The organism is Candidatus Binataceae bacterium, from assembly GCA_035508495.1.
Taxonomy (GTDB): domain Bacteria; phylum Desulfobacterota; class Binatia; order Binatales; family Binataceae; genus JASHPB01.
On sequence record DATJMX010000068.1, the window covers coordinates 47,378 to 72,931 of the forward strand.

The window sequence follows — 25,554 nt, forward strand, 5'->3', positions numbered from 1 at the left end:
TGAGAAGTAGTCGCGCTCGGGTCTTACTGCAATTCCGCTCTAGTGACTCAGGGCCGGGAGCGGAACAGTCAATGTGTCGTAGACCGTGATTCTCGGCGCGTAGGCGGCCTGGAAAATCCCGATTCCTTCGGCGGGCCGAATCAGGTTCGTTCTATCCAATATGTTCAGCAGAGTGATTCGATCGGTTATCTCGCCGATGTATGGCACTTTGAAACTGCGTTGACCGCTCAGATCGACCTGCACGACATGAGGTAGTGAATCGAGGTCGGCGAAACCGCCGCGCAGTCCGCTGCTGTAGATTACGCTCGCGCTGAATGAGTATGGCTTCGGCGAATAGGTAATACCGCCCGAGGCGCCGTACTCCGGCTGATGGTCGAGCACTATGTAATGGCGATTTATATAAGCGAGCTCATCGGGGTCGAAATTGAACTGGCCCGTGGCGACTCCTTTCTGCACGTTCCGCCCGATCGTGGTACTGGCGTAGACCGACAGATTTCGTCTGCGATAGGTAAGCGCCGTCTCAGTACCCCAGATGTAGCCCTTGTTGTAATTAAACGGCGCAAAAATCGGCACGCTTCCGAACTGCCCGGTATCCAGGTAATGCTTGTTGTATTCGTAGAATGCATCTTCGGACAGAGTGAGATTCTCGATCGGAGTATGCACTACGCCGGCGTCCCACTCGTAGTCGTCTTCCGTCTCGGGCGTGACGACTCCGGTGCCCGCCTCGCCCGTGGTTCCGGCAAAGGCCGCCGGCGCACCGGGTGAGATTCCTTGAAAGCTCGGCACTTGCATGTAGCGGGCAAAACCACCGTGCAAAGTAGTATTCTTCCACGGCAGGTAAACGAGGTTGATCGTCGGATCGATCTGGTTGTTGTAGGTAAACCCGCTTAGCCGATCCCATCGAACGCCGACGTTGACGTGGAATTTTTCGCTGGGCTGCCACGTGTCTTGAACGTAAATGCCGGACAGGAGATTTATCTTGTTCGCGTTGTTGATTACGCGCACCGGGACATCGCTGGTGGGATCGCCCGCCGAATCAACCGGGAAGACCAGCGAGTTATCGTCGGCTTCGACGCCATACTCGCCCAGGTAACCGCCCAGCCCGAAAGTATGATCGCCGTATTTGTAGGTCAGATCGCCCTGGAGCGTGTTGTCGAGATCGCTGTGAAACGCCGTTGACGACACTCCCTGGTAAATCAACTCGCCCACATTATCAGGCTCGAAGCTCTGCGATATGTAGTGCGCTGAGTATGCAACCTGATACGACAGATCGGTCGTGGGCGCGGAGCTGAGCGACACGATTCCAAGGTAATCGCGAAAGTTGAGGTACGAATTGATTGCGGCCGAAGGATAGTAATTCACACCCACGAGCGGGAACTGCGGCGGCAGATTCGCCTGATTGGGCAGTTGGTTGTCGCTCGCCGCGACCGAGGTAAGCAGACTCAAGCGAGTCGTGGGGCTCAGATTATACGTGAAGAATCCGAAACCCTGGCCCTGGTTTGAATAGTCGTGGATCGCATCGGGCTGCGGCGTCGCGGAGCTAAACGCAGTATTGCTCTGGCTGTAAAGTCCGCTCACATAGTAACTGAAATTCCCGGCGCATCCGCCGTACTGGAAGCTGGGTTGCACCGTGTCGCGCTGGCCGCCGTAGATGCTCGCGCTGCCGCCCGGCTGCTCGCATCCATCCTTGGTCTGGATATTGACGACGCCGCCGGTCGCGTAGCTGTAGCGCGAGGGCAGGATACCGTCGAGCAGGCTCAATTGCTCGACGAACATCGGATTGATCATCGAGATGAACGGAGGATTGGTGTTGATATCCAGCGGCACCATCACGCCGTTGATCTGATACTGAAATTGCGGACCTTCGGTGTTACGGATGTGAATCTGCTGATTCTGATCGATTGCAACGCCCGGCATCTGAACGAGTACGTCGGTGATAGTCGTATTCTCACCGCGCGGCAGGTTCGCAATATCTTTTGCCGTCACGGTGTAGCGGTTGGCGCCCGTGGCCGAGACTCCGTTCGGCGCGCGAATAACGTTGGCATGCACCGGCACGGTGAGGGCCGTTGAGGTCGCGAGCGTGATCGTCAGCGGCTGCCCTGAACGAGGCGGAAGCGCCACAACCTTTGTCGCGGTCTTGTACCCGCTCTTTTCGGTCTTCAGGTCGTAGATTCCTGGCTTGGCTGGCGTGAGCACGAAGCGTCCAGCCGCGTCGGTTTTAGTATGCGCCGCGATTTGTCCCTGCGAGTCGAGCAACCGGACGGTTGCCTGCGAGACCGGATGATCGAGAGCATCTGTAACTCTGCCAGTGATTTTTTGAACCTTCGCAAGACAGATATGCGGCACTGCGAGATACAAAAGCCCGAAAAGGATGCCAATCGCCGCGTGAGCGAAGCTTCGAGGCTGAGCAAAAGCAGGAGAAGCGGGCCGGAATCCGGTGGCCCAAGGAGGAGCTGCGTCGCAATTCAAATTCGATGACCAGGGTAAAGCTTGGCGCGACGTTTTAGCGACGAATTGAGCGATAAAAGGAGGAGCTGTCGAACACATAGAGGCGAAGCCAATCGAAAACGAGAATGAATCTCAATATCGATACTTCGCCGTCGTTGTCAAGCGGCCTCTCCCCGGCGGGTCAGCCTCGGGCGAGGCTATTGATACGCAGCTTGAAACTCAGACATCTCAAGCTGCGTTACATCCGGCTGTGTGCAGTGGCACGTCTCGCTTTGCGGGCGAGGTTATCCAAAGAAAGTCGCGAGCGGAGAGTGGGATAGGACGGTTAGCTGGCGGCCCAGTGGCGGAGGGTTTCCGCGTGACGATTTACCAGCGCGTCGCATCGATGGAGGAGTTCCGAGTTCTGGCTGTGACGCTCGATCATGTAGCTCAGCTCGCCGAGATCGTGCACCAGCAAACGCATGCAGCGCTCGTATTCGTCGGGGGTCTGTAGAGCTTTCAGGAGATCGGCGACGAGATCTTCGAGCTCGGTTTCTTCGACTTCGAGCGCCATTGCGAGCGCACGCTCAAGTGGGAGTGCAGCGACAGCCTCGCGATGCGCTCGGGCGAGGAGCTCCTTCAGTTTCAGGATCGTGTCGTTCTCGAGCGAGATCGGACTTGGCTTGTCGAGCTTTCCTTCGATCTCGAGCACTGTCGTCACCAGGTGCAGGGCGCCGACGTGACGGGCTTCGTCGCGCGCCATCCCGAACCAGAAATCCCGGATCTCGGCATTTCCTTCGAATATGCGCGAGAGTTGCGCATACAGCGACATGCTCTCCTGCTCTAGTGCGATCGTCGTGGCGAGGACTTCGCGCGTCGTGGGCATCGTGGCGCGATGATACCGCTTGCTTCGATTCCCCGTAAAGCGAAAACGCCCGGCCGCATCGGCGGCCGGGCGCTCAGGTTTATCTCCAATCGCGAGCGCTACTTCGCAAGCTCTGTTGCGCGCGTTTCACGGATGACCGTTACGCGAATTTGACCCGGATAGGTCATATCGGTTTCGATCTTTCGCGCCACGTCGCGCGCGAGCATCGTCGTGTCTTCGTCGGTTACCTGGTTGGGTTCAACTATGATGCGCATTTCGCGGCCGGCCTGCACGGCGAAGCATTTCTCGACGCCCTTGAACGACTTGGCGATCGCTTCGAGGTCTTCGAGCCGCTTCACGTAGCTTTCGAGCACTTCGCGCCGCGCACCCGGTCGCGCGCCCGAGAGCGCATCAGCAGCATCGACGAGCGGCGCGAGAATCGTCTCGGCCTTAACTTCCTCGTGATGCGCCGCGATGGCGTTGACGATCTTCGCCGACTCGCCGTACTTGCGCGCGATTTCGCCGCCAATCAACGCATGCGATCCTTCGACCTCGTGCGTCAGCGCTTTGCCGATATCGTGCAGAAGCGCCGCGCGGCGAGCCTGCTTTTCGTTGAGCCCGAGCTCGGCCGCCATCGCACCGCAGATAAACGCCGCTTCGATCGAGTGCATCAGCACATTCTGCGCGTACGAATACCGATACTTGAGCATCCCGAGCAGTTTAACGAGTTCCGGATGCACGCCGTGCACGCCGCATTCGATGATGGCGCGCTGGCCCGCTTCGCGAATCGATTCCTCGACTTCCTGCTCGGCCTTGCGGATTACTTCTTCGATACGACCCGGATGAATTCGGCCGTCGGAGATGAGGCGTTCGAGGCCGACCCGCGCGATCTCGCGGCGAATCGGATTGTGACATGAGATAACGACCGCCTCGGGCGTGTCGTCGATTATGATGTCGACGCCAGTTGCGGCTTCGATCGCGCGGATATTGCGGCCTTCGCGACCGATGATGCGGCCCTTCATTTCATCGTTGGGGAGAGCGATCACGGCGACGGTGCGCTCGGTGACGAATTCACCGGCGAGCCGCTCGATGGCAATCGAGACGATTCGCTTGGCGCGGCGATCCGCCTCCTCGCGCGCTTCTTCTTCGACAACGCGAATATGCTTGGCAGCCTCGGTGCGCGCGGCGCCGAGCATTTCGTCGATGAGCGAGCGCTTGGCTTCCTCGCGAGTCAGTCCGGCCACCTGTTCGAGGCGATTGCGTGCTTCCTCGATAAGGGCGTCTCGTTCGGCTTCCTTTTCGCCGATATTTTTCTCGCGCGTGCGAACGCTCTGGTCGCGGCGGTTGAGATCAGCCTCGCGGCGCTCGAATGCCTCGAGCCGTTTGTCGATAGTCTCTTCGCGGCTTTCGAGTTTCTGCTCGAGCGCGGAGAGTTCGGTGCGGCGCTCGCGCATCTCGCGCTCGGCGTCGGCGCGGGCGCTGACCAGCAGATCCTTGGCCTTGACCTCGGCCTCTTTGACGATAAGTTCCCTCTTGCTTTGTGCCTCCTTGGTTATGTCCTCAGCTTGAGCTCGCGTAGCCTCCAGGTTAACGGCGTCCTTCTGCCGTTGGTTTGACCCTACAATCCACGAGACCACGCCACCAATTATCAATCCCAGGATCAGTCCGAGAATTAGATGCACCCGGGTGTACCTCCTCGGTCAGAGCGTCGCCGTCCAGCAGTGGCGTGTCGCCGGAGCGGAGTAGCGCTGACTCAGTCGCGATAAAGTTGAGCCGCCGATCGTGTTCCTCATGGGGAACGCGGTCGAGCAGCTGGAATGAATAGGCAAGACCCACACTGATCGCTTCACGGCCGAGATTGGCCAGAAAACGGTCATAATGGCCCCCGCCCCGGCCCAGCCTGTGGCCCTCGCGACCGAAAGCCAGGCCGGGCACGCATACGAGAACATCGCCGAGCCGCGACGAATCGACGGCTGACAGACTCGGATCAGGTTCCAAAATTCCGAACGCGCCGACACGAAGCTCGCTCGATGAGCGCACCTCGACCGCCGAAATCGTGTTCGACGCTTTTTCGATTCGCGGAAAAAACACCGCGCGCCGCGATGCAAGCACGGCCTCGAAGATCAGATCGGTCGAAACTTCGCCACCGGCCGCCGCGTAGATCATAATCGAGCGGCATCCGCGATAGAGCGGCGAACTAAGAATGTGATGCTGGATTTGTTCGGAGTGCGCGCGCGTCCACGCTTGATCGAGCGCCGAGCGCGAGGCCGCCATGACGGCGCGGAAGTATTTTTTTTCAACCGCCACGGACTTTTGTCCACGGCGGGAAGCGCGGAATTAGCTACTCATCCGGCGCATTGCCCGGAGTGCATTTTTCGACTCGGCATCCTCATGCCGTCTGCGAATGGATCTATGATTGAAGCCTCCATCGAGGCGATATCAAAAATTCGCACAGGCCTGTCACAATCCTTCGAGGCCTCGAGAGTCGTCCCTCGCCCCCGCCCATAACCCTCTCGCAAATCTATCCGCTTAACGGTCATCGCTCAAACTTCACCGTCGATCGCCGCGGACAGGCGCTCATTCATAGCCGTGAGCCGGGACACGAGCTCCTGATGCTCGCGCCTGAGCCGTTCCAGCTCATCGGCAAAATTTAACGCGGCCAGGATCGCGACGTTGACCGAATTCACGGTCCGCGACCCGGCGCGAATACCCTTGATCCGTTCGTCAACGGTCTCGGCCAGGGCTTTTACCCACTCATCGTCAGCATCGCTGGCGACGATGAGGCTCTGTCCCATGATCTGGACGTTGACGCCTTTCATAAAATCCCTACCCTAGATCTATACCGTCAAACCGGGCGAGAATCTTCTCGATCCGGGTGCGGATGTCATTGCGCTCGCCCTCATGCTGCTGATGCTCGAGGGTGAGCTGCTTGATTTGCGCGGCAGCATCCGCGTAGCGCTTTTCACTTTCGGCCAGCTTTTGCGCGAGTTGTTCGTTTTCTTTGCGCAATTGCTGAATTCGTGTGACCGAAGCCTGAATTCTATCGTCAAGTTGTTTGAGGACATCCAGTGCCATGGCAGGAAACTTCTACCTTTAGTTTAATTTTCGATTATTCCGACTGTCAAGCGGCATAAGAACCGCTGGCAGACCCCTCGCCTTCGTCCGTCGCAAACAAAGCCTCCACGAATTCGCGCTCATCAAACTCGCGCAAATCTTCGAGGCCTTCACCCAAACCCACATATCTGACCGGCACCTTGAGCCGATCCGCAATCGCGATTACTACGCCGCCCTTGGCCGTGCTGTCGAGCTTTGCCAGCACGACACCGGTCAGCGGGACGGAATCGCCGAACGTTTTAGCCTGACTCAGGGCGTTTTGGCCGGTGTTAGCGTCGAGCACGAGCCAGGTCTCATGCGGAGCGCCGGGCAGCTCGCGCGCAACAACGCGCGCGATCTTCTTCAACTCCTCCATGAGATTCACCTTGGTCTGGAGCCGGCCCGCCGTATCGATCAACACCGCACCCGCTTTGCGCGCGACGGCCGCCTTGACCGCATCGAAGGCGACCGCGGCAGGATCGGAGCCCTGCGCCTGCTTGATCATCTCCACGCCGATTCGATCGCACCAGACTTGGAGCTGCTCGATCGCGGCGGCACGGAACGTATCCGCCGCCGCAACGATCACGCTGCCACGCTCGGCCTTGAGCTTGGCTGCGAGCTTGGCGACGCTGGTCGTTTTGCCGACGCCATTCACACCAACCATCATGATGACAAGCGGCGCATCGCCCGAGCTCGCCGCGGGCCGCTGCGCCGTCGCGAGAATCCCGGCGATCTGATCTTTCAAGGCATCGCGAATCGTCTCTTCGCGGCCGTCGTTCTTGAGCTTCTCGCGCACGGCGCCCGCGATCTTCATGCTCGCGTCGACGCCGACGTCGGCGGCGATCAGCGCCTCCTCGAGGCCTTCATAAATTTCATCGATCTTGGCGCTGCCCGTGATCGCGGCGCGCAGACGCTTCAGAAAATTCTCGCGAGTCTTGCGTAGCCCGAGTCCGATTCGCGCCGGCTGCTTCGCGGGCTCGACCTTCGGAGCTGCTACGACCGCAGGAGGTTCGGGCGCAGGCGGCTCGGGTTGAGCCTCGGGCGCAACAGGCGCAGATTCTTCGACCGCTTCGATCTCGGGCGGCGCGGCGCGCGCGGGTTCCGCCGGCGGAGGCTCGACCTGCTGTGGCGGGAGCTCCTCGACCGCGGGATGCTTTTCTTCGAGCGTCGGAAACTCGACCACATCGACCGTGCGCTTCGCCTTCCTGAGACTCCATTGGATGAGGACTCCGGCGAAAACGAGTGCGCTGCCGACGACGGCCGCGATTACAACAATCAGCGCAATATCGGAGGCTTGCACGACTTGAACACCTGCACAGAACTTGCGGCGCGGGACCGCCGCGCGAAATCATCCAGCGCGAACAGAGAATAACAGCACCATCCGAATTCTGAAACCTCAAGCACCGGATAGCGCCACACTGGCTGATCCGCATATAAAAAGAGATCGCCGAACGTGCTCGTACCATCGGCGTCGGTCTTCGAAAAAACATCTCCGGGAGTTCGTAAATGGGCAAGCTCGATGGAAAAGTCGCAATCGTAACCGGCGCCAGCCGCGGGATCGGCAAGGAGATCGCGGCCCTGTTTGCGGCCGAAGGCGCGCGCGTCATATGCAGCGCGCGCACGCTTCATGAAGGCGAGCACAAGCTGCTCGAGGGCTCGCTCGAAACCACGGTCGCGGGAATCAGGAACGCGGGCGGCGAAGCAACCGCAGTGACTTGCGACGTATCGTCGGAGGCCGATTGCGAAAAGCTCGTCAACGAAACCAAGAAAATCTACGGGCCATGCGACGTGCTCGTGAACAACGCGGCGCTCACCTATTTCATCCCGCTGAAGGACTTCGAGCCGAAACGCTGGATGCGCTCATTTTCAGTCAACCTGCACGGGCCGTTCATGATGAGCCGCCTGGTGCTCCAGGACATGATCGCGCGCAAAAAGGGCTCAATCGTGAACATCTCGTCGGGCGCGGCGATCGGCCCCGGCCGTGGACCATACGGCAAAGAAAAGTTCCTGCCCGGCTCGGTATGCTACGGCGCGGAAAAAGCGGCGCTCGAGCGGATGACGCAGGGACTCGCCGAGGAAGTTTACGAATACGGAATCTCGGTGACCTGCCTCTCGCCGTCGCTGGTCGTCGCGACGCCCGGCACCGTGCATCATCACCTCGTGACAGGCGCCGATGATCCCACCGGCGAGCCGATCGAGTACATGGCCAAGGCGACGCTGCTGCTTGCGACCGAGCCGCTCGACAAAGTCACCGGATGGGTGACTTACAGTCAAACCGTGATGCTGAAGTACGGGCTAATCGACAAGGGCGTTGGCATCGGATTCGATCGCGACGGCAGCGGCTACAGCAAAATCTGAAGCGCAGGTGGCGCGGCTTCATCTAATCGACGGGACGTACGAACTTTATCGCGCGCACTTCGCGCCGCGCCCGCAGCACATCGCACCGTCGGGCCGCGACGCGAAGGCCACGGTCGGCGTGGTCGAGTCGATTCTCTCGCTGCTGCGCGATCGAGATGAAGCGGTGACGCATATCGCGATCGCATTCGACAATCCGATTCGATCTTTTCGCAACGATCTCTTCGCCTACTACAAGAGCGACGATGGCGTTCCACCCGAGCTGCGCTCGCAGTTCGACGCCGTCGAAGATGCGATGCGCGCACTCGGCATCGCGGTCTGGTCGATGCGCGAGTACGAGGCCGACGACGGGCTTGCGAGCGGCGCGCGCAAATTTCGCGATGAGGTCGAGCAGGTGCGAATCATGTCGCCCGACAAGGACCTCGGCCAGTGCATCGTGGGCGAGCGCGTCGTCCAGGTCGATCGTCGTCAACGGAAAGTCACCAACGAGGCAGAGTTCCGAGCGCGGCGCGGCTTCGGTCCGCACAGCATGGCCGACTACCTGGGCCTCGCCGGCGACAGTGCCGACGGCTTTCCGGGTCTGCCAGGCTTCGGCGAAAAGAGCGCGGGGACTTTAATCGGTGCGTACGAGCATATCGAGTCGATTCCGGCCCGCGCCGCGGATTGGAGAGTCTCCCTGCGCGGCGCCGACAAGCTCGCCGCAACTCTCAACGAGCGCCGCGAAGAAGCGATCCTGTTCCGCAAGCTCGCGACCCTCGTCGATAACGTGCCAATCGACCAAAGCCTCGAAGACCTGCGCTATCGCGGCCCGCAGCGCGATCGTTTCGAAGCGTGGTGCGCTGAGCTCGGCGCCGACCGTCTCAAGTCGGCACCGATGCTTTGGCAATAGCCGGCGTTTGCTTGTTCTTGCCCGGCTTGGCGCGCTTGCCGCCCTGGCAACCGCAGCATCTCCCCTGATTGTGCGAGATCAAGCGTGGGCGATACCGAGTCCGGTATGCAATGCTGGAGCTCCGGTTACTCCAGCCGCAGCGCTTCAGGCGCTCATAGATGGCAACAAAGACTGGGCAATCGGGAGTCAACGACACCCAGGGGAAGATATGGGACGCAGGGCCTGCCTTGCGACGAGCCAGATGGGAGACGGGAACTACCTGACTCTCATCAACGATGCGTTGCGCGAGCAGATTCTGCGCACCGACCCTTGAAAAAGTCGTGCGGCGCGCCGTTCGCGAGGAGTTGCGAGGCTTCGAGCGTCAGCAAACAGCGCGCGGCGCGCGCTAAACCATCGAGGCCTGGCCGATCAAACTACGGCATCATTGCGGTGGCGTGGGATTCGTCGGGGGAGAGGGCGGAGGCGAACGCGTTTTCGGCGGCGTTCATGTACGGTTGCGGATAGACGCCGATCAGGACTGTCGCGATTGCGGCGATTGCGATTGCGGCTACGATGCCCGGGCGCGCGGGGCGTTCTTCGACCGCGCCGCCTTCCTGCATGTACATCGCAACGATAACCGACAGATAGTAGTAGGCTGACGCCGCGCTGGTCAGCATCCCGATTACGGCCAGGCCGACGAAGCCGCGATGCACGGCAGCGCTGAAGAGGTAGAACTTGCCGACGAAGCCAACCAGCGGCGGAACGCCGGTGAGCGAGAGCATGAAGAGCGCCATCGCCGCCGCCATCATCGGATGGCGCGAGGCGAGGCCGCGATAGTCGGCGATCTCGTCGTTCGCCGAGCCACCCCGTTCCAGAGCGACGACGATCGCGAAGATACCGAGATTGGTGAACGCATAGCCGAGCAGGTAGTAGAGGATCGCGCCGCCCGCATCGGTGCCGCCAGCCGTCATCGCCACCAGGATGTACCCGGCGTGCGCGATCGCCGAATACGCCAGCATCCGCTTGATGTTGGTCTGCACGATCGCGAGCACGTTGCCGACCGTCATCGTGAGTGCGGCGAGTCCCCACAGCACAATCGTCCAGTGCTCGCTGACGGGCGCAAGCTGCACCATGAAGACGCGCACGAATCCCGCAAACGCCGCGATCTTCACGCCCACCGCCATGAACGCCGTGATCGGCGTCGGCGCACCTTCGTAAACATCGGGCGTCCACATGTGGAAAGGCGCGGCTGCGACCTTGAAGCCGAAGCCGATCAGCATCAGGCCGAGCCCGAGCAGCAGCAGCGGATTGCCGGCCATGTCGCTGGTCAGCGCGGCATGAATCGCGATTAGCTTAATCGTGCCGGTCGCGGCGTAGACCAGCGCGATACCGTAGAGCAGGAAGCCGGTCGAGAATGCGCCCAGCAGAAAATACTTGATCGAAGCTTCGTTGGAGCGCGGATCGCGGCGCAGCATTCCCGCCAGCACGTAAACCGAAATCGACATGGTCTCGAGACCGATGAAGATAACGATGAGGTCGTTCGCGGTCGCCATCAGCATCATGCCGAGGACCGAGAACAGCAGCAGCGAGTAGTATTCCGCTCCCGGCAGACGATATTGTCCCGCGTAATCGAGCGACATCAGGACCGTGAGCGCGGCCGCGATCAGGATCGAAAGCTCGAAGAAGGCGGCGAAGCCGTCGATCGCGATCGCGCCCGCGAATGCGATGCCGGATTGCCCGATGATGCCGAGCGCGAGCACGAACGCGATCACCAATGCGGCGAGCGTCAGGAAACCCAGACCCTCGCTCTCTTCGTCATCGACTCGCACGCCAATTAGCAGCACTGCCATCGCAGCGAGTGCGACAACCGCGAGCGGCAGCACCGGCAGCCAGATCATGTTCAACGAGGCAAAGTTAATCGGCGTCATTTTACGGCGGCGGCTGCGACCTGGGTTGCGGTCAGGTTGGAGGTGGCGCTCGCGAGCGCGGTCTGATGGCGGCGCTGCTCGAGGCGCGCTTCCGCGACATGCACGCGCGAGAGCAGATTCAGGGCGGAAGGCTCGATGCGATCGAGCAGCGGCTTGGGATAGAGCCCCATGAAAAACATCAGCGCGACGAGCGGCACCATCGAGACGATTTCGCGCGCGCTGAGGTCCGCGATCGTTTCATTCACCGCCTTGGTGATCGGTCCGAACATCACGCGCTCGTAGAGCCACAGCATGTAGAGCGCGCCGAGGATCACGCCGGTGACTGCGAACACTGTCGCGAGCTTGATGCGCAAATAGCCGCCCAGCATGATCTGGAATTCGCCGATGAAACCATTGAGACCGGGCAGACCGATCGACGACAGCATCACGACCATGAAGATCGCGGCGAGAATCGGCACACTCTTCCACAGCCCGCCGAACTCGGAAATTTCGCGCGTATGACGCCGCAGGTAGAGCATCCCGACCAGGAAGAACAGCGCGCCCGTCGAGATGCCGTGATTCAGCATCTGGTAAATCGCGCCGTCGAAACCCTGGATATTGAACGCAAACAGGCCGAGCATCACGAAGCCCAGATGGCTGACGGAGGAATACGCGACCAGCCGCTTCATGTCAGGCTGCATCATCGCGAGCGCGGCGCCGTAGATGATTCCTATGACGGCGAGCGCCATGAAGAGCGGAATCGCCTCGACCGCGACTTCGGGAAACAGCGGAATCGCAAAGCGCAGAAAGCCGTAGGTGCCCATCTTGAGCATCACGCCCGCGAGGATCACCGAGCCCGCCGTGGGCGCGTTGGTATGCGCGTCAGGCAGCCAGGTATGCACCGGCCACATCGGAACTTTGATCGCGAATGCGAGCGCGAACGCGGCGAAGAGCCAGCGCGCCTCGGTCTGTGTGAAAGGCAGCCCGTAGAGCATCGGCAGGTCGAAGGTGATGTGCCCCAGGTGCTCGCGGGCCGAGAAAACCAGGTAGAGGATCGCGACCAGCATCAGCAGCGAGCCGACCATGGTGAAGACCACGAACTTGAGCGCGGCGTAAATCCGCTCGCCGTGACCGAAGATGCCGATGAGGAAGTACATCGGAATCAGCATCACCTCCCAGAACACGTAGAAGAGGAACAGGTCGACCGAGAGCAGCGCGCCGAGCAGGCCGGTCTCGAGCACGAGCATGAAGAAGCAAAACTCGCCCGCCCGCTCCTCGATATCGCCGCCGCCGGAATAGAGCAGCGAGATCGAGATCAGAATCGTCGTCAGCAGCACGAGGAACAGGCTGATGCCGTCCACTCCCAGGTGGTACGAGATCCCGAACGACGGAATCCACGGATACTGCTCGACAAACTGGTAGTGCGACGAGTGAACGTCGAACTGCCACAGCATGTAGAAACTGATGCCGAGCGGGATCAGCGAAAAGATAAACGCCGAGTTCCAGATCGTGCGCTCGTCGCTCTGCGTCATGATCAGCAGCGCGCCGAGCAGCGGCAGAAATATGATTGCCGTCAGCATGCTGCCCTCACCGCGCCACCAGGTAGAGGTAATAAGCCACGATTCCGAGCACGCCCAGCAAGTACACGAACGCGTAGTGCTGAACGTTGCCCGACTCGATGCGCCGCACCGCTTCGCCCGTAGTTTCTACAGTCAGACCCGCGCCGTTGACCGCGCCATCGATCGCGAATCGATCGACGCCGCGGTTGAGGACAGTGTTGGAAACCCAGAAGAGCGGCCGCGTCACGATGAAATCGTAGAGCTCGTCTACGTACCACTTGTTGAGCAGGAAATCGTGCACGCCCTTCATCCGCCACGCGAGGATGATCGGCAGTCCCGGCAGCCGGATGTAGAAGAGATAGGCGACGATGATTCCGAGCGCGCCCGCCGAGGTTGCGACCAGCGAGAGCATCGTCGCGCTGGCCTCCATCGCGGGATGGAACGTTCCTACGACCGGCGCGAGAAAGCGCCCAAAGGCGTCACCCCACAAGAGGCCTTCCGGCAATCCGACGAGGCCGCCGACTGCCGCCAGAATCGCGAGGATGATCAGCGGGATCGCCATCACCGGGGGCGATTCGTGGATGTGATGCGCCTTTTCGTGATCGACGCGCGACTCGCCAAAGAACGTCATGAAGATCAAGCGGAACATGTAGAAGGAAGTGAGGCCCGCCGTGATCACCCCGATCAGCCACAAACCGAAGTGGCCCGATTCGTACGCGGCTTCGAGGATCATGTCCTTGGAGAAGTACCCCGAGAACGGCGGCACTGCCGAGATCGCGAGCGTCGCGATGAACATCGTCCAGAACGTGATCGGCAGCTTCGAGCGCAGCCCGCCCATCTTGTTCATGTCCTGCTCGCCGCCGAGGGCGTGGATGATCGATCCAGCGCAGAGGAAAAGCAGACCCTTAAAGCACGCATGCGTCATCACGTGGAAGATGCCCGACGCGAAATTCGCCGAGCCGACGCCAAGGAACATGTAGCCGAGCTGGCTGATCGTCGAGTAAGCGAGCACTTTCTTGATGTCGGGCTGAACGAGCGCGATCGTCGCCGCGAAGAGCGCAGTGCACGCGCCGATCGTCGCGACCACCGTCAGCGCCTCAGGCGTGAGCACGTAGAAGAAGTTGAGCCGCGCAATCATGTACACGCCGGCCGTGACCATCGTCGCCGCATGGATCAGCGCGCTGACGGGAGTCGGACCGACCATCGCGTTCGGCAGCCATACGTAAAGCGGAATTTGCGCCGACTTGCCGGTCGCGCCGAGGAGCAGGAGCAGGCCCGCGACCGTCGCGGCCGAGGTGCCGAGCAGCGCGGTCGAGCCGAGGTCAGCGGCATGCGCGTGCAGTTCGACGAAATCGAGTGACCAGACGCCATGCTGCGACATCGCCCACACGATCGTGAACATCGCGAGCAGGAAGCCCGCGTCGCCGACGCGGTTGACGACAAATGCCTTGCGGCCGTTGTAAGCGAACTCGGGATTCGTGTACCAGAACGCGACCAGCAGGTACGAGCACAGCCCGACGCCTTCCCATCCCACGAACATCAGGAGCAGGTTGTTCGCGAGCACGAGAATCAGCATCGAGAACGCGAACAGGTTCATGTAGGTGAAGAAGCGCGCGTAGTCGTCGTCGTGCGCCATGTAGCCGTCGGAATAAAGATGGATGAGCGCGCCGATGCCGGTGACGATCATGATCATCACGGCTGAGAGCGCATCGACGCGCAGGCCGATCTCGGTGTGGAACTCGCCCGCGGTGATCCACGGCCACAGCGTGCACACCAGCGCACTGCCTGGCGGCAGCACGAAAATTTCGTAGAACGCCCAGCAGGCGACCGCGAACGCCGCGAACATCACGGCCGGTCCGACGAAGAACACCGCGCCGCGCCCGGCGCGATAACCGACGAACAGGTTGAACAGCACCCCAAGCGCGGGGAACAGCAGGATCAGCGCGAGTGCCGGGAACTGTACAGTCATTCGTTCACCATCTCAGCATCGTGAGCTCGTCCGCCTGCACCGTATCGCGGTTGCGGAAGATCGAGATGATTAGGCCGAGGCCGACCGCGGATTCCGCCGCCGCCACGGTCATCACGAAGAACACGATGACCTGTCCGTCCATCGAGGCGAGCCGATGCGCAAGGGCGATAAACGCAAGGTTCACCGCGTTAAGCATAATTTCGATCGACATCAGCATCACCAGGATATTGCGGCGGACGATCACGCCACATACGCCGATGGCGAACAGCGTCGCGCTGAGGCCCAGCAAATACGTAAGCGGGATCATCGCGCGGCTCCCTGTTCGATCTGCTGCTCGACCCGAACCGGCGCGGACGGGCGGCGGGCGATCGCGATCGCGCCGACGACGGCGGCCAGCAGCAGGATCGAGGTGGCCTCGAACGCTACCAGGTAGTCGGTAAACAGCTTGTGCGCGAGCGACGCGAGCGAGCCGTAATCCGCAGGCAGCTCGACGTGCTTTACCTGAAGATGCGGGTGAAGCAGGAACATCAGCAGCTCGGCGCCCAGTGCAGCCGCGGCAATCGAGCCGAAAAACTTGAGCGGCAGATGACCGCGGTCGGCCTGCGCCTGCAGGTTGAGCAGCCAGATCACGAACAGGAACAGGACCATGATCGCGCCGGCGTAGACGATTATCTGCAGCAGTCCGACAACGACCGCGTCCTGCTGGATGAAAAGGAGCGCGAGCGTGAGCAGCGTCATCACCAGCGACAACAGCGAATGCACGGGATTGGTCTGGATAATCACGCCGAGCGCGAAAATGATCGCCAGCGCCGCCAGGAAGAAGAACACCCAGAGCGAAATCACTGCGCACTCCCCACGGCTACGATCAGAAACGCGGTCAGCAGCAGGTTGAAAAGCCCGAGCGGCACGAGCGCCTTCCATCCGAGCTTCATCAACTGGTCGTAGCGAAAGCGCGGCAGCGTCCAGCGCACGAGACCGAGGAAGATACAGAGCACGAGGACCTTAACCAAAAACGCGACGATACCGAGGATCGAAACCGCGAGCGCCGGGACGTGAATAAACAATCCACCGGGAATGTGGAAGCCGTCGCGATAGAGCCACGGCACCTGCCATCCGCCGAGAAAGAACGTCGTCACCAGCATCGCGACCAGGGCCTGCTCGGCGAAGTCGGTGAGCATGAACACGGCCTGCTTGCCGCCCGAATATTCGGTGAAATAGCCGAGAATCAGCTCGGACTCGCTTTCGGGGAGATCGAACGGCACGCGTTTCGATTCCGCGACGCCGGCAGTCAGGAAGATGATGAACGCAAGCGGCTGCGTAAACAGGCCCCAGCGTGGCAGCCATCCGAAATAGACGCCGCCCTGCCCGCGCACGATCGCCTGCAAGTCGAGCGTGCCGTAGGTCATGATCACCGCGATCAGCGCGAGGCCCATCGCGAGTTCATACGATATCATCTGCGCCGTCGCGCGAATTCCGCCGAGCAGCGACCAGCGATTGTTCGAGGACCATCCCGCGAGCGCGACGCCATACACGCCGATTCCGATCGTAGCGAGCAGGTAGAGCACCGCGGCGTTGAGGCTCGCCGCCTGAAGCTCGATCTGATGACCGCCGATATTGATGATGTCGCCGAACGGAATCACGACGAACGTGATCATCACCGGGAAGAGCGCAAGAAACGGCGCCAGCGTATGGATGAACTTGTCGGCGCCATCGGGGACGAAGTCTTCCTTGGTGAACATCTTGATCGGATCGAAGATGAGGGTGTTGATGATGCCGAGGTTGGGCATGCCGAGCTTCTTGCCGAGGCCGGTGATCGAGGCGCGGTTGGAACCGACGCGATCCTGGATCAGCGCGCTGCCCTTGCGCTCGAAATAAAGCAGGAAGATCGACAGATGCAGTCCGATGAGAATCATCAGGACCGACTTCACGATTGCGGCAACTATTTCAACCGTCACGGCGGGCTAGCTCGTCAATAAGTTTGAGGACGCTTTCCTCGGTCAGGTTCTCGTGAAACGTGTCCTGGTTGAGCTGGAGCATCGGCGCAGTGCCGCACGACGCGAGACATTCAACCTCACTCAGAGTGAATTTGCCATCGGGCGTGGTCTCGCCCACGTTAACTTTGAGCTTCTGCGCGATACATTCGACGATGCGCTCGGCGCCGCGCAGCTTGCAGGTCAGGTTGGTGCATACGTCGAGCAGGTAGCGGCCGACGGGCTTGCGATGGAACATCGTGTAGAAGGAGACCACCGCACGCACATGAGTGGGAGGCAGCTCCATCAGGTCGGCGACGTAGGCCTGCGCCTCCTCGCTGAGCCATCCGAATTCGCGCTGTGCGATCCACAGCGTCGGCAGCAGCGCGGCTTGGCGCGTCGGATAGTGCGTCAGCAATTCGCGGTACTCGTTGAGGCCCGCATCAGAGAATTTGAGTTCGCGGCTTTCGGCCATGGTCCACTATTACGATGTCTTCAACACCAAACGCTGGTGAGTTCACGAATCTTATGATGCGACTCAGACATTCGCAAATCCGGCGCGACGGTCGAATACACTTGCCTCAGGTCGAACTTGCGGGTCTGGGCAGAACGGGTTATCTATCAGCGGCAAACGCCGCGCAAGAGGAAAGAACGCGGATGCAAGCGCGATGCGCGTCATAGCAGGAAATGCTCACGGCCGGCGGCTCAAAGCGCCGCGTGGCCTGACGACGCGGCCGACCTCGGCCCGCGCGCGCGAATCGATCTTTTCGCGGCTGACGGTGCGGCTCGGTTTCGAAGGCGTGCGCGTGCTGGACATCTTCGCCGGCAGCGGCTCGCTCGGCATCGAGTCGCTCTCGCGCGGCGCGGCCTCGGTGACATTCGTTGATTCTTCACGCGAGGCTGCCACTGTGATGCGCTCGAACCTCGCGACGCTTGGGCTTAGCGATCGGGCGCGAATTCTTGTTCTCGATGTAAATCGCGCGCTTCGGGAGCTATCAGCGTCGCACGAGCAGTTCGATCTCGCCTTCGTCGATGCTCCTTATAAGAACGATATAAGCGCGGACGTTCTCGACGCGCTGGCGGAGTTGGATCTGCTCGCGCCCGGCGCTTTCGTCGTCGTCGAACAGTCGCGCCGCGCACCCGGACCGCCGCCCGCGCCGGCCGGGATCGAACAAGTCAACGTTCCGATTATCGGCGATCATCGCATCGCCTTTTACCGGCGACCGGAAACGGCGCCGAGTCATGGATGATGGTTTGGTGAACAAAGGCAAAGAACATCAGCATACCGTCGCCGTCTTCCCCGGTAGCTTCGATCCGATCCACAACGGCCACCTCGACGTCATCCGGCGCAGCGTGGCGATCTTCGACGAAGTTATCGTCGGCGTCACTTACAATCCGCACAAGGATGCGGCGCTCTTCACGGCCGACGAGCGCGTCGAGATGATCCGCGAAGTCATCCGCGATCTCGAGCCGCGCGCGCGGGTCGACAAATTTAGCGGGCTGCTGGTCGACTACGCCGAGCGTATCGGGGCAAAGGTGCTTATCCGCAGTCTGCGCGCCGTCACCGATTTCGACTACGAGCTGCAGATGACGCAGATGAACAAGCAGATGAGTCCGCATATCGAGACCATCTTCATGTTTTCGAATCCGAAGCTGTTCTTCTCGGCCTCGCGCCTTATCAAGGAAGTCGCAAGTCACGGCAAGAAGCTGCCGGAGCTCGTGCCGGACCTCGTGATGGAACGGCTGCGGCAGAAGCTCAAGCTCAATTAGTCGCGTCGCCCGTCTCCGCGCGGTTTGTTCAAACTTCTCGCAGCGATACAATCGCGAGCGCGCGGCGATGCCGCGCGTTCAATCCCAACTTGCTCGGAAGCCGAAGATGCTCAAGCTGAATCGCAGAATCGCCGCTATCAAACCCTCAGCCACGCTCGCCGCCGATGCGCGCGCGACCGAGATGAAGCTCGCGGGAATCGACGTCGTATCGCTCGCCGCGGGCGAGCCCGACTTCGACACGCCCGAGCGCATCAAGAAGGCGGCGGACAAGGCGATGTCCGAAGGGCAGACAAAATACACGCCCGTCGGCGGCACCGCGGCACTCAAAAAGGCGATCCAGCTGAAGCTCAAGCGCGACAGCAATCTCAATTATGAGCTGCCGGAGATTCTCGCCTCCGCCGGATGCAAGCAATCCGAAGCCAACATCATCGGCGCGCTCTTCGACGAGGGCGACGAGGTAATCATCCCGACTCCGGCGTGGGTGAGTTTCGCCGCGATGGTCTCGCTGTCGGGTGCGCAAGCGATATTCGTCCCGTGCGCGGAAGACAACGGCTTCATGCTCGAGCCCGACGCGCTGCGCCGTGCGATCACGCCGCGCACCCGCGGCATCATGCTCAACTCGCCGTCGAATCCGACCGGCGCAGTGTACGGCAGCGAGCAGCTCACTGCGATCGCGAAGGTGCTCGTCGATACTGACATCTGGGTGATGTCGGACGACGTTTACGAGCACATCATCTACGACGGCTTTCCGTCGCACATTTTCTCGATCGAGCCGAAGCTCAAGTCGCACGGTATCGTGTTCAACTCGCTGTCGAAGACTTACGCGATGACGGGATGGCGCGTCGGCTTCGCCGCCGGGCCCAAGGAAGCGATCGCCGCGGCGAATCGGCTGCAGAGCCAGAACAGCGGCAATCCCAACTCGATCGCGCAGGTCGCAGCGATCGAAGCGCTCACCGGTCCGCAGGACGAGCTCAAGCCGATGCTGAAGGCATTCCACGAGCGGCGGGATCTCGTCGTCGAGCGCGTCCGGCGCATCCCCGGCTTCAGGCTGCCGAACGTTCCGCAGGGCGCGTTCTACGCGTTCCCCAACGTGTCAGAGCTGATGGGCTCGACCTTCAACGGCAAGCAAATCAATGACGGCGACGCGCTGGCCGCATACTTCCTCGAAGAAGCGCACGTCTCGCTCGTAGGCGGCAATGACTTCGGCGCGCCCAATCACGTGCGAATGTCGTACGCGACATCGGTCGCGAACCTGAACAAGGCTTTCGATCGCCTCGAAGCCGCCGTCGGCAAGTTGATGAAGTAGGCGCCTTCCTTACTGCACCGTGATATTCGAGAGCACCACGGGCAGGCCGCCCACAGTTAGCGGCCCGCCGGCTTGATTATGGGCTGCCACGTCCGTCGCGGTCTGCGTCGAGAATTGCGGGCCGCTGGGCGAGCCGATCGAACCGGTGTCGCAGCCCACCTCCGCCGTCATCGCGAGTAACAGGAGGGCGAGCATGAGCATCATTCGATTCGCTCGCGTGATCCCGAGCAGGTATGCGCAGACTCCCAGGAGCGTGACCACCGCGGCCGCCACCGCGAACCCGCGCGAACTGCCGAGCGGCAGAATCGAGGCGTATGCGATTGGCCGCTCGCGCCGCGTGATCTGTGGGGTTGGCGTAATTGTCACCTCCAGGCTGTACGACACACTTTGCCCGAGCGGCACGTTCACCGGCGGATTGAAAGTGAAGGTCGAGCTGTTATTTGGGACGACCGTCGCGGTCTGATTGGAAGTGCCAACGGTCGCGGTCAATGTCGCTGACGTGAACAAGTCGGCGTTGTTGAACGCGATTGTGACCGACGGCGTCAGCATCGGGGCGCCGCTCGTGTTGTTGACTGTTAGTGAGCCTGCGCCAACGGTGCCGCCAGCCTTGCCTTGGACCTGGGGTGGAGGCGGCGGCGGCGGCACCTGGCCACCCTGCGACATCGCTGGTCCGTACACCGAGAGAAATGCGTCGCTATTGCCGGCCAGCGCCGTTTGCACGGCGCCCGGATTCGGCGCCACCGGAAAATCGGTCGATGCTGTCTTGCCAACGAGGTGGGTCGTCGTGCCGGGGGGATCGACCGCCACTCCGTAGGCCAGGTCATCACTGGCACCCTGCAAGAAAGTCGAAAATGTAAACGCGGTTCCCGCGGAGTTCGCAATAGTAAGAAAAGCATCGTCATCGAGAAATTCGCCGGCGAAGAGGCCCGACGGCGTCGCAGCCACCATCGTCATCGCACCCGCCTGATTAGCCAGATTGGTCGCCGCGAAGCTGGTGCCTCGATTGGTGCTGACGTAAACATCGCCAATCCCTGATGCCGTATATGCAGTTGGTATCTCAGTGGTCGTATCGATCGCGAGCGAATAGAAATTTTCGTTATTCTCGAATATATGGAAGAAATTCTCGAAGTCAGTGGTGAATACGCCGAGATCATTACTCGATGTTGCGATGTAGATAGTGGTTGGAGTGGTGGTCGGGTCCGCGGCCAGCGCTACTATGTCGCTGAACGTCAGAAAGTATGAGGCGAAGGTATTGCCGCCATCGGTGCTGCGGAACAAACCTTCGTTGGTGCCGGCATAGACCGTCGAAACATCATTTGGATCGTACACCAGGCTGAATACGCTGGAAGATGGAATCTGCGGCGTATTGCCAAAGGTCGCGCCGCCGTCGAAACTCGAATACACGCCGCCGTTGGTGCCCGCCAGGATTGTCGAGGGTCCGTCATCGTTCGGAACGACTAGAATCGACAATACCTGTACCTTCGCCGGTGTCGTCAGCAGGTTCGAACCAAAAGTTGTGCCGCCGTCGGTGCTCGCAATTAGCCCGGCTGAAACTCCGGCGCTGGCGTAGAGCGTGTTGGAGCTTGAGTCGAACGCGAGGGCTGAGACGAACCCGTTGCTTAGCGAGGTGGGGCTGAAGCTAGTGCCACCGTTGGTGCTCGTGAAGAGTCCATTGCGCGTGGTGCCAGCATAAAGAGCGCCGCCGCCGCTGATCATCGTGTAGACTGAGCCCGCCGACGACGGCAACGAGGATTGAGCAAAGGTGCTGAATCCGTTGGTGCTCGTCAACAGAATTCCATTTGCCGCCGCCGCGCCCTGGATCGGATTAACGGTAGTAAAGTTGGAACTGGCAGTGAATCCCGTTACGTATGCATTCGAGTTACTATCAACCGCAACTCCCAGAGCTTCGTTGTAGTAACCGCCCAGATATGTCGAGTAAACGAATGACGAACCGTCGGGACTGATTTCTGTCAGAACGCCATTTTCGACGCCGCCTTGATGACTAAAGGGCGGCGCTGTTCCGCTGGGAGGGTAATCAAACGACGAGGTGAAGCCGGTTATCCACGCGGGACAGTTGGATTGACAATTCGGCACGATCGCGATTCCGGTGCATCCTTCGTTACCGTGTCCGCCGATATACGTTGAATATACGAGCGGCGCGGTTGCGGCAGGATTCAACTTCGCAGCGAAGCAATCATAAGCGCCACCGATCGTCGTCTGCGCCGCTCCCTCGGTGACGGGGAAGGCGGTGGAGATCGTGGCGCCCCCGACGTAAGCATTGCCGGATCCATCGACCGCGATCGCGCTTGCATATTGACTCGAAAAATTACCCGGCGGCGGGTTTGCGGGCCCGCCAAGGTAGGTCGAATAGACAAGGCTGGTTCCGTCGCTGCTGACTTGCGTGACGAAACCGCTGATCGCCGCCGGCGCCGACGTCTGAAAAGCGCCGGCCGTCGTCGGGAAGTCGGCCGCGTTGGTACGGCCCGCAACATAGGCGTTGCAATTCGACGCGCATCCCTGCGCGAGCGCGATCCCAAGTCCAATGTCAACGTCAGTGCCGCCGAGGTACCGGGCATACGAGAGCCCGCCATTAGGCTTGAGCTTGGTCACGAACGCATTCGCCAATCCGCCGAACTCTTGCCCAACCGTGACAGGAAAGTCGCTGGAAGCGGTTTGCCCGGTGATATATGCCGCGCCACTGCTATCGACTGCGATAGCGTCGCCGCCGTCGAGCGAGGAGCCGCCCAGATACGTGGAATAGAGAATCGTCGTTCCGGTTGAATTGATTTCGGTAACGAAAGCGTCGCAGTCGCCGCCTGCGGTTGGCTGCGCAGCCGCCGCGGTAGGGAAATTGGTCGAGCACGTCGTACCGGTGATGTAGTTATTATTACTGCCGTCGAGCGCAACCCCTCGAGCGATATCCGCGCCCGCTCCACCGAGATACGTCGAGTAAGAGAGGACCGGATCGACTACCAGTGGATGTTTGCGATCGTAAGCGCCGGCGCGGATGCCAATGCGCGTCCCATCTGCTGCCGACGCTTGGGAAAGCAATACGTATCGCCCGGCAACAGGTTTTCGCGTCCCATTGATATTTTGATAGATGAATGGCTTGCGCAGGTAGATTCGTTCCTGATGCAGCACGATCGCGAGGTCGCCGTCGTGCTCGAGCGCTACTTTATCTGCTCCTTCAATTGACAGACGGACAGCGCCGGCGTCGCGGCCGGATGCGATATTCAAATCATATTCCAACTGCTGCCGGGTGCCGTAATAGACTGCGTCGATGCCGGGATAAACGGATTTGGTGACAAGGCGCGCGAAGGTGGGAACTCGCGTCCGCCAATGGTTCGGATTGCTGCCGAGGTAATAATTGATAATTCCTGGAAGTCTCTCGCTCGCGGTCAGGTACGGTGCGGGACTGGCGCCGAGGAACTTGATATTGAGGCTCGATCGCAGTCGAGATGTTTTTCCAATTGATATAGCTACTTCGGCCGGCAGAATTTTAATGTCCAGTCCGGCCGCGCGCGCCACGAACGATTGAGCGTTGCTCGAAAGGCCCTCGCCGGGTTCAAACGCCAGCGGCAGATGCTGAATATCGCCGCTGATTTGTCGCAGATGCCTGCCTGCGAGTGCGCGCAAATCGGGATGAGAAACGACGGCCTGCGCATGACTCGGTTTGAGACTGGATGGGGCAACCCTGCGCGCGGATCTGGATATGACGAACACCATCGACAGCGCGAGCGCCGCGCCAACCGTGCCCGCTGCGATGCCAACCTTCGATGACGAACGGCTGATTCGATGTGCCACGCGCCCTGCCCCCGCTTTGCTTTTGAAAATCTATCCGGGTCGAAACTACTCGACGAAATCCCATTGCTTGATGAAACTGAGCTGGCCGAAACCGCCTGCGGTTCCGTACCCGCCCTGGATATCAACGCCTAACGCCCATTTGCGCAGGTAGATTCCGAGGTCCGGGCCGCCCTGCCCGCCCGCGCTGCTGATTAGCCCGCCCTGGTAGACCGCGCCACCCGCGCCGATCGTTCCGAGATATCTTTCGGTCGAAAATGTGACCATCCGCAAATCTATTTCGGAGCTGGTTACCTGGTTTTCATAGTTATGATTCGCGCTGAATGAGAAATTCAGCGGATGATGAGTGTGCGTGAATAGCCAACTCGACCAGTCGCCTTCGATCGTCGTCGCATCGCTGTCGCCCGAGTCGGCGCCACCTAATACGTAGAGCGTCGTGCCGGGATAAAGCGCGAATTCGAGCCCGCCCTGGAATCGTCCGAAATTAAGGCGCTGCTTATGCTGGAAGGTATTGGGCGCGAGCGGATTATTATAATCGTCGCCGACCCAGAGTTGATATCCAGTCGCGCGGCCGACGAGTCCGATATATGGCGTAATGCTCTGTTGGAGCTGGAATCCTTCCTGGATCGATCCGTAGTCCTGGCTGCCGAAGCCGCCGCCAAATACGATCGCATCGAGAACGCCGGGTTGTGCAACTTGAAAGAACCCGGGGTAGAGATCGTGGAACTGGGCGCGAGAAATACCTGGAACACCCAGCACCAAGGCGGCTATCAGCAGGCCAACGGTTCTGACGAGCTTTACAGTTCTGAACCCAGTCGGCATTACGTAATCCCCCTATTGAACGACCGGCGGTACCGCTGCGGGCGCCGGTGCGCTGCCCGTTCCGGGAGGCGGCGCAGCGAAACCGACTGCTGCGGCGGCGGCCCCTCCCGCGGCGCCGCCCGCCGAGCCCGTTCTTCCGCCACCATGAGCGCCGGGACCTACTGCACCGGCGATCCCGAGCGGACCTGCGTTCAGCGGCGGCAACAGGCATGGAACGGTCGTTTCATAGCCGGCGTCGATCTCAACCGTTTCACCGGGGTTGGCCTGATTGCTGACCTCGACGACCCCTTCACGAACCTTGATGTCGGTGTAGCGCTGGCATCCGCCGAAGCCTGGCCGCGCGGAGCCTTCGATATACGTTGTGTCGAAGTCGGTACCGCGAACGGCGGCGACCGCGTTCGGCGTATGCACTTCGAATGCGCCGGCCGGCGACGGCGTGACCAGCGAACTGATCGCGCCCGTGATTAGCCGCAGCACGGTTCGTTGTCGTGCAGCGCCCGACACGACGTTCTCGTCGAACGTCATCGAGGTCGAGTCGCTCAGCCTTATCGTCGATTGATCGACGAGCCTGACCGTGGCCGAGGAGTTCGGGCCAGTAGTCAGCTGATCATGTAGATCGATTGCGGAGCCGAGAGTCGCGGGTTGCCGAGTCGTGCCGCGTTGCAGCTCGACCGAACCACTAAGCTCCGAGATATTTCCGACGACCTGCTGCGCGGCTGCGACGCCGGGCCAAATCCAGGCGATTACCAGCGCGAAGACCGTACTAGAGCGAAACAAGCGCACGCGCATCTGTTGCCAGCCCCCCGAGCGACAAATTGCGGTACGGATTTTGTCTAGATCAT

At 60.6% G+C, this 25,554-nt stretch carries 22 protein-coding genes; 5 read left to right on the forward strand and 17 right to left on the reverse strand.

What is annotated here, in order from left to right:
• Window positions 1-39 precede the first annotated feature (39 nt).
• The 7 genes from VMA09_20140 to ftsY all read right to left on the reverse strand — a co-directional run bounded on the left by VMA09_20140 (window position 40) and on the right by ftsY (window position 7,685).
• Entirely contained in the window at window positions 40-2,547 is a 2,508-nt protein-coding gene (locus VMA09_20140) for a TonB-dependent receptor (protein HUA35932.1), read from the reverse strand.
• Window positions 2,548-2,773: 226 nt separating this feature from the next.
• The gene (locus tag VMA09_20145) at window positions 2,774-3,313 is read right to left on the reverse strand and encodes a hypothetical protein (GenBank protein HUA35933.1); all 540 of its coding nucleotides are present in this window, start codon (window positions 3,311-3,313) and stop codon (window positions 2,774-2,776) included.
• A gap of 98 nt (window positions 3,314-3,411) precedes the next feature.
• Complete coding sequence (gene rny, locus VMA09_20150) at window positions 3,412-4,974, reverse strand: ribonuclease Y (GenBank protein HUA35934.1); 1,563 nt, start codon at window positions 4,972-4,974, stop codon at window positions 3,412-3,414.
• Window positions 4,880-5,599 (reverse strand): 5-formyltetrahydrofolate cyclo-ligase, encoded by a 720-nt coding sequence (locus tag VMA09_20155; GenBank protein HUA35935.1) that lies wholly within the window; start codon window positions 5,597-5,599, stop codon window positions 4,880-4,882. Before VMA09_20155 ends, rny begins: the two co-directional genes overlap by 95 nt.
• A gap of 236 nt (window positions 5,600-5,835) precedes the next feature.
• The gene (locus tag VMA09_20160) at window positions 5,836-6,111 is read right to left on the reverse strand and encodes a cell division protein ZapA (protein HUA35936.1); all 276 of its coding nucleotides are present in this window, start codon (window positions 6,109-6,111) and stop codon (window positions 5,836-5,838) included.
• 7 nt (window positions 6,112-6,118) lie between these two features.
• Entirely contained in the window at window positions 6,119-6,367 is a 249-nt protein-coding gene (locus VMA09_20165) for a cell division protein ZapB (protein ID HUA35937.1), read from the reverse strand.
• Window positions 6,368-6,413: 46 nt separating this feature from the next.
• Window positions 6,414-7,685, reverse strand: a complete 1,272-nt coding sequence (gene ftsY, locus VMA09_20170) for a signal recognition particle-docking protein FtsY (GenBank protein HUA35938.1) — start codon at window positions 7,683-7,685, stop codon at window positions 6,414-6,416.
• Between the two features lie 206 nt (window positions 7,686-7,891).
• On the opposite strand from ftsY, the gene VMA09_20175 reads away from it, so the two are divergent.
• Window positions 7,892-8,743: an SDR family NAD(P)-dependent oxidoreductase gene (locus tag VMA09_20175; GenBank protein ID HUA35939.1), complete on the forward strand. Its 852-nt coding sequence runs from the start codon at window positions 7,892-7,894 to the stop codon at window positions 8,741-8,743.
• Window positions 8,697-9,629 (forward strand): 5'-3' exonuclease H3TH domain-containing protein, encoded by a 933-nt coding sequence (locus tag VMA09_20180; protein ID HUA35940.1) that lies wholly within the window; start codon window positions 8,697-8,699, stop codon window positions 9,627-9,629. The genes VMA09_20175 and VMA09_20180 overlap by 47 nt, the downstream gene beginning before the upstream one ends.
• 413 nt (window positions 9,630-10,042) lie before the next feature.
• On the opposite strand, the gene VMA09_20185 is transcribed toward VMA09_20180, so the two are convergent.
• The 7 genes from VMA09_20185 to VMA09_20215 are packed head-to-tail and all read right to left on the reverse strand — an operon-like array spanning window position 10,043 to window position 17,488.
• Window positions 10,043-11,536, reverse strand: a complete 1,494-nt coding sequence (locus tag VMA09_20185) for an NADH-quinone oxidoreductase subunit N (protein ID HUA35941.1) — start codon at window positions 11,534-11,536, stop codon at window positions 10,043-10,045.
• Window positions 11,533-13,095 carry an NADH-quinone oxidoreductase subunit M gene (locus VMA09_20190; protein ID HUA35942.1) on the reverse strand — a complete coding sequence of 521 codons (1,563 nt, stop codon included), beginning with the start codon at window positions 13,093-13,095 and terminating at the stop codon, window positions 11,533-11,535. The genes VMA09_20185 and VMA09_20190 overlap by 4 nt, the downstream gene beginning before the upstream one ends.
• A 7-nt stretch (window positions 13,096-13,102) precedes the next feature.
• Window positions 13,103-15,043, reverse strand: coding sequence for an NADH-quinone oxidoreductase subunit L (gene nuoL / locus VMA09_20195; protein HUA35943.1), 1,941 nt, complete (start codon window positions 15,041-15,043; stop codon window positions 13,103-13,105).
• A gap of 4 nt (window positions 15,044-15,047) precedes the next feature.
• Entirely contained in the window at window positions 15,048-15,350 is a 303-nt protein-coding gene (nuoK, locus tag VMA09_20200; GenBank protein HUA35944.1) for an NADH-quinone oxidoreductase subunit NuoK, read from the reverse strand.
• A complete protein-coding gene (locus VMA09_20205; protein HUA35945.1) occupies window positions 15,347-15,886 on the reverse strand; it encodes an NADH-quinone oxidoreductase subunit J in 540 nt (179 codons plus the stop codon). The genes nuoK and VMA09_20205 overlap by 4 nt, the downstream gene beginning before the upstream one ends.
• Window positions 15,883-16,998, reverse strand: a complete 1,116-nt coding sequence (locus VMA09_20210; protein HUA35946.1) for a complex I subunit 1 family protein — start codon at window positions 16,996-16,998, stop codon at window positions 15,883-15,885. The genes VMA09_20205 and VMA09_20210 overlap by 4 nt, the downstream gene beginning before the upstream one ends.
• The gene (locus VMA09_20215) at window positions 16,988-17,488 is read right to left on the reverse strand and encodes an NAD(P)H-dependent oxidoreductase subunit E (protein ID HUA35947.1); all 501 of its coding nucleotides are present in this window, start codon (window positions 17,486-17,488) and stop codon (window positions 16,988-16,990) included. The genes VMA09_20210 and VMA09_20215 overlap by 11 nt, the downstream gene beginning before the upstream one ends.
• A 193-nt stretch (window positions 17,489-17,681) precedes the next feature.
• On the opposite strand from VMA09_20215, the gene rsmD reads away from it, so the two are divergent.
• The 3 genes from rsmD (at window position 17,682) to VMA09_20230 (ending at window position 20,089) form a co-directional block, all read left to right on the forward strand.
• Entirely contained in the window at window positions 17,682-18,263 is a 582-nt protein-coding gene (gene rsmD / locus VMA09_20220) for a 16S rRNA (guanine(966)-N(2))-methyltransferase RsmD (protein HUA35948.1), read from the forward strand.
• Between the two features lie 7 nt (window positions 18,264-18,270).
• Window positions 18,271-18,783, forward strand: coding sequence for a pantetheine-phosphate adenylyltransferase (coaD, locus tag VMA09_20225; GenBank protein ID HUA35949.1), 513 nt, complete (start codon window positions 18,271-18,273; stop codon window positions 18,781-18,783).
• A gap of 106 nt (window positions 18,784-18,889) precedes the next feature.
• Window positions 18,890-20,089 (forward strand): pyridoxal phosphate-dependent aminotransferase, encoded by a 1,200-nt coding sequence (locus tag VMA09_20230; GenBank protein HUA35950.1) that lies wholly within the window; start codon window positions 18,890-18,892, stop codon window positions 20,087-20,089.
• Window positions 20,090-20,098: 9 nt separating this feature from the next.
• Here VMA09_20230 and VMA09_20235 read toward each other — a convergent pair whose 3' ends face one another.
• From VMA09_20235 to VMA09_20245, 3 genes are read right to left on the reverse strand one after another with little or no spacing between them, the layout of a single operon-like run.
• A complete protein-coding gene (locus VMA09_20235) occupies window positions 20,099-23,893 on the reverse strand; it encodes an SBBP repeat-containing protein (protein ID HUA35951.1) in 3,795 nt (1,264 codons plus the stop codon).
• A 45-nt stretch (window positions 23,894-23,938) separates the two neighbouring features.
• Window positions 23,939-24,712, reverse strand: coding sequence for a hypothetical protein (locus VMA09_20240; protein ID HUA35952.1), 774 nt, complete (start codon window positions 24,710-24,712; stop codon window positions 23,939-23,941).
• A 12-nt stretch (window positions 24,713-24,724) separates the two neighbouring features.
• Entirely contained in the window at window positions 24,725-25,489 is a 765-nt protein-coding gene (locus VMA09_20245) for a FecR family protein (protein HUA35953.1), read from the reverse strand.
• Between the last annotated feature and the right edge of the window lie 65 nt (window positions 25,490-25,554).

Excerpts from the sequence above, each read along its gene's own strand:
- VMA09_20140 (HUA35932.1), bottom strand. The coding sequence starts at position 2,547 with ATGTGTTCGACAGCTCCTCCTTTTATCGCTCAATTCGTCGCTAAAACG.
- VMA09_20145 (HUA35933.1), bottom strand. The coding sequence starts at position 3,313 with ATGCCCACGACGCGCGAAGTCCTCGCCACGACGATCGCACTAGAGCAG.
- VMA09_20160 (HUA35936.1), bottom strand. The coding sequence starts at position 6,111 with ATGAAAGGCGTCAACGTCCAGATCATGGGACAGAGCCTCATCGTCGCC.
- VMA09_20165 (HUA35937.1), bottom strand. The coding sequence starts at position 6,367 with ATGGCACTGGATGTCCTCAAACAACTTGACGATAGAATTCAGGCTTCG.
- VMA09_20175 (HUA35939.1), top strand. The coding sequence starts at position 7,892 with ATGGGCAAGCTCGATGGAAAAGTCGCAATCGTAACCGGCGCCAGCCGC.
- VMA09_20185 (HUA35941.1), bottom strand. The coding sequence starts at position 11,536 with ATGACGCCGATTAACTTTGCCTCGTTGAACATGATCTGGCTGCCGGTG.
- VMA09_20190 (HUA35942.1), bottom strand. The coding sequence starts at position 13,095 with ATGCTGACGGCAATCATATTTCTGCCGCTGCTCGGCGCGCTGCTGATC.
- nuoL (HUA35943.1), bottom strand. The coding sequence starts at position 15,043 with ATGACTGTACAGTTCCCGGCACTCGCGCTGATCCTGCTGTTCCCCGCG.
- nuoK (HUA35944.1), bottom strand. The coding sequence starts at position 15,350 with ATGATCCCGCTTACGTATTTGCTGGGCCTCAGCGCGACGCTGTTCGCC.
- VMA09_20215 (HUA35947.1), bottom strand. The coding sequence starts at position 17,488 with ATGGCCGAAAGCCGCGAACTCAAATTCTCTGATGCGGGCCTCAACGAG.
- rsmD (HUA35948.1), top strand. The coding sequence starts at position 17,682 with ATGCGCGTCATAGCAGGAAATGCTCACGGCCGGCGGCTCAAAGCGCCG.
- VMA09_20230 (HUA35950.1), top strand. The coding sequence starts at position 18,890 with ATGCTCAAGCTGAATCGCAGAATCGCCGCTATCAAACCCTCAGCCACG.
- VMA09_20240 (HUA35952.1), bottom strand. The coding sequence starts at position 24,712 with ATGCCGACTGGGTTCAGAACTGTAAAGCTCGTCAGAACCGTTGGCCTG.